This is a genomic window from Mesobacillus harenae (assembly GCF_013343715.1).
Taxonomy (GTDB): domain Bacteria; phylum Bacillota; class Bacilli; order Bacillales; family Cytobacillaceae; genus Mesobacillus_A; species Mesobacillus_A harenae.
Genome location: NZ_JABUNR010000034.1, coordinates 1 through 1,981, shown reverse-complemented (window position 1 = coordinate 1,981; position 1,981 = coordinate 1). Strand labels below are relative to the sequence as shown.

Annotated in this window: 1 protein-coding gene; it reads right to left on the bottom strand. The window is 44.7% G+C overall.

What is annotated here, in order from left to right:
- Positions 1-142: 142 nt before the first annotated feature.
- A complete protein-coding gene (ltrA, locus tag HRJ06_RS22835; protein WP_174735229.1) occupies positions 143-1,444 on the bottom strand; it encodes a group II intron reverse transcriptase/maturase in 1,302 nt (433 codons plus the stop codon).
- Between the last annotated feature and the right edge of the window lie 537 nt (positions 1,445-1,981).

Sequence of the window (1,981 nt, the reverse complement as noted above, 5' to 3'; positions counted from 1 at the left end):
GTGTAGAGTAAGAAACTGATTTCAAAGAGGAAGCCTTCCTGACTTCCTCTTTTACTTTCAGCTCCTCCTCATCAAACCGTACGTGAGGTTTTCCCTCATACGGCTTTCCGACGTTCTTCTTTCTTTGGCAGTACGTACTGGTTTAGCTCGCCAACTTCACTAATATATGTTCGATTTCTTTTCTCACATCTTTCAGGTTCCCATGTTTCCTTCGATTGTTCTTCTTTTTGTTATAAAACAAGACCAATCTTTTAAGAACATACCAGTCAATGCGATTCAGCCATTTCTTCCCTTGCGGGGAAAGTTGGTAATAGTTCTTGAACCCTTGTAACTTCCGGTTCAAGCCTTTGACCAGTTCACGGATATCCAAGTAGAGCTTATTTCTCGGTTCTGTGTAGGCTTTTATCTTCGTTCGCATTTTCTTCATGGCATTCCTTTTCGGTATGTGGTTCATGACATAAAACGTGTTGCCGCCTTTTCGGCGGATAGGGAATTTACGATTATGGAAGCCAAGGAAATCGAATCCGTCTGTGTCATTCCAGATATTGACCAGCCTGGATTTATCCCGATTAATGGTCAAGTCCAGTTTCCCCATTATCGCCTGAATGACTCGGATAGTTTCCATTGCTTGATTCTTCGTTTTACACATGATGACGAAGTCGTCCGCATACCGGATCAATTCTCCGAGTTCTCCAAATCTCTCCTGCCATAATTTATCCATAACATTCAGATAGATATTGGCAAGTAATGGAGAGATAACACCACCTTGAGGGGTTCCTGTTATTGGATTCCTGATGTTCCCGTCGTCCATGATGCCTGCTTCCAACCATTTGCGAATCAGTTTCAATACCCTTCTGTCGCTTATGCGTTGTTCCAGAAGTTTCATCAACTTTGCTTGATTGATATTGTCGAAGTACCCTTGGATATCGACGTCGACTACCCAAAAGCAATTCTTACTCGCTCTTCTGATTTTCGCCATGGCTTGATGGGCATTTCTTTTCGGTCGGAATCCGAATGAACATTCATGGAAATCAGCCTCGAATATCGGTTCTATCACCATCTTCGTTGCCGTCTGGACTACTCGATCTTTAATCGTCGGGATTCCCAATGGACGCTGTTTCCCGTCTTCCTTCGGAATAAAGGTACGGAGCACTGGACTAGGGTTGTAGCGTTTCTCTTTCAGTTCAAGGAAGATTTCATTCATGAACTTCCTTTCCCCGTAATCCAAGACGATTTGTTCAATCGTCTGTCCGTCCACACCTCCACTTCCTTTCTTCCTTTTCACACGTTGCCATGCTTCCCATAGGATGTCAGGTCGATAAATCTTGTCATATAGTGCGTGAAATCTGCGAGTTGGACTTTCCTTAGCACAAAGATATAACGTCTTCCAGAGTTCTTGAGCTTTATCAATATTGGTGTAGTTAGCCATTTTCCTGGCATTCACTGACTCTTACCTCCTTTGGACATATGAACGAAGTAGGGTACTGGCATTCGCCGTCCTTCCCTAGACAATGTTGTGTTTCATTGTCATCATTGGTACTATGACCCCTTCCGACTCCCTCTCATCCTTTCACCACTTCGTTTTCACTTATAGGTTTCAGCTTTACTTTCATAAGAAAGTGACGAGGAGGGTATCCCCAGTTCCGTTAATTACTTTCCTAACATGTCGCTCCCCATACCCCGAGAGATTCTTCGGTGCTGCTTCCAAGTTCTACACACCTTCCGTGGTCTTCGCCTATATTCTCAAGGCTCGACTTCTCCTTGGCTGCCAAGTGGCAGGTTCTTTTGACGGGACGGCAGGATTCACTTTATGTTACAACCTGTCAGTTCGCTCGCACTCCGCAAAGGGAGTTACTTTGTCACAGGGCTTCAACCTTAGGATTTCTCCACCAGCTGCCTGCCAGCTACTGAGCGTCTTGGCACTTACTCAGATTGGACTTCCACCAACTAGCAATTAACGGCTTGCCTGGGCACGCAAAAT